Below are 1978 nucleotides of genomic sequence, written 5' to 3' on the forward strand. Positions count from 1 at the left end.
GCCAACCCTAGGTCGTGGGTGATCAGGAGCGAAGACATGCCGCGTTCGCGGGTCAGATCGCGTACAAGGTCCATCACCGCCTTCTGGGTGGTGATGTCGAGGCCTGTCGTGGGTTCGTCCGCGATCAGCAGGCGCGGCCCGCAAGCCAGCGCGATGGCGAAGACGACCCGCTGGCACATGCCGCCGGACAATTCGAACGGATAAGCGTCGTAGCGCGCCTCTGCATCGCGGATGCGCACGGCCTCCAATGCCTCGATGGCCTTGGCGCGGGCGTCGGAGCGATTGGTGCGTCCGTGGCGGCGCAACACGTCCTCCAATTGGTGGCCGACCTTGCGGATCGGGTTGAGCGCGGCGCGCGGGTTCTGGAAGATCATGCTGATCTCGCGGCCCCGAATGGCCTGCATGTCCCGCTCGGCCGCCTGTGCCAGGTCACGCCCGTCAAAGAAGGCGCTGCCGGCCTTGATCCGCCCGCCCGCATCGAGGATGCGCATCAGCGCGTAGGAGGTGACGGACTTGCCGGACCCACTTTCGCCGACGATGCCCAGCGTTTCGCCCTCCGCCAGGTCCAGAGAGATGCCACGCACCGCCTGCACCTCGCCCCGTCTTGTGCGGAAAGACACCACGAAATCGGAAATGCTCAGCATGGCTCAGGTCCTTCTGCGCGGATCGACGATGTCGCGCAGACCGTCGCCCATCAGGTTGAAGGTGAAGACTGCCAACATCAGCCAGAGCCCCGGGAACAGCGCGACCCACCAATGGCCCGAGATGATGTAATTGGCACCCTCGGCGACCATGATGCCCCATTCAGGGGTAGGCGGGCGCACGCCCAGCCCGATGAAGGACAGACCCGCCGCGTTCAGGATCGCCCATCCCATGTTGAGCGAGACCTGCACCATCATCGGCGGCAGGGCGTTGGGGAAGATGTGAAAGGCCAGCGTGCGGAAGTGCGAATTGCCCGACAGGCGCGCGGCCAGCGCAAATCCCGCCTCGCGCCGGATGTTCACCTCGGCCCTGACAAGCCGGGCGTAGAACGGGATGTTGATCAGAGCGGTGGCGTAGATGATGTTTTCGATCGTGTTGCCAAGGGCTGCGACGATCCCCATGGCCAGCACGAAGAGCGGGAAAGCCATGATCGTGTCGAGCATCCGGTTCAGCACCGCGTCGATCCAGCCGCCCCAATAACCCGCGATGGCTCCGAGGATTGACCCGATGACAAAGGATATCGCCACGGCGAGCACCGAAATCGTGAGGTCCAGCCGCGTTGCCACCACCACGCGGGAAAACACGTCACGGCCCAGGCTGTCGGTTCCGAACCAATGCGTGAAGTTGGGTGGTTGCAGCGCGTTTGCGGCATTTGTTGCCAGCGGATCATGCGGCACCAGATACGCGCCGAAGAAGGCCTGCAGCAGGAAGAAGGCGAACATGCCGAAAGACAGCATGGTCACGGGATTTTCGCGCAGCACATGCAACAGGTGCGCCCAGGCGCCATCGGGCTGGCGGCCCGGGATATCGGTGGCTTGAGTCATTTGGTGTCGAACCCGATGCGCGGATCGATCAGCGCGTAGCTGAGGTCGATGATGAGGTTGAGCGTGACGAAGAGAAACGCCATGGCCAGCACGAAACCCTGCACCGCGGCATAATCCGAGGCGACCAGGGCCTCGACCGCGTAGGATCCGATGCCGGGCCAGGCAAAGACCTTTTCCACAAGCACATTGGCGCCCAGAACGAAAGAGAACACCATGCCCAGGGTGGTTACGACTGGCAAAAGTGCGTTGCGCAATCCGTAGCCAAACAGGACCCTACTGCGTGACAATCCGGCCGCGCGCGCCGTGCGAATGTAGTCGGACGACAAGGCTTGCAACATCGCCGCACGGGTCATCCGCGCGATGGGCGCCAGTGTGAACAGGGCCAGCGTCATTGTCGGAAGGGTGAGCTGGCGCAACGTGGCGGCGAAAATCTCGAAATCAGCCGCAATCAG

Annotated in this window: 3 protein-coding genes; all 3 read right to left on the bottom strand. The window is 63.4% G+C overall.

Annotated features, from left to right (window positions below; all coding sequences use genetic code 11):
* Positions 1-644, bottom strand: a 644-nt coding sequence (locus ACTIEN_RS22190; RefSeq protein ID WP_439525307.1) for an ABC transporter ATP-binding protein, incomplete at its 3' end; no start/stop codon positions are given.
* Positions 645-647: 3 nt separating this feature from the next.
* On the bottom strand, positions 648-1526 hold the full coding sequence (locus tag ACTIEN_RS22195; protein WP_439525308.1) for an ABC transporter permease: 879 nt from the start codon (positions 1524-1526) through the stop codon (positions 648-650).
* Positions 1523-1978: ABC transporter permease (locus tag ACTIEN_RS22200; protein ID WP_439525309.1), on the bottom strand; the 456-nt coding region annotated here is incomplete at its 5' end. The genes ACTIEN_RS22195 and ACTIEN_RS22200, both read right to left, overlap by 4 nt.

It is taken from the genome of Marivita sp., from assembly GCF_051859345.1.
GTDB lineage: Bacteria > Pseudomonadota > Alphaproteobacteria > Rhodobacterales > Rhodobacteraceae > Marivita.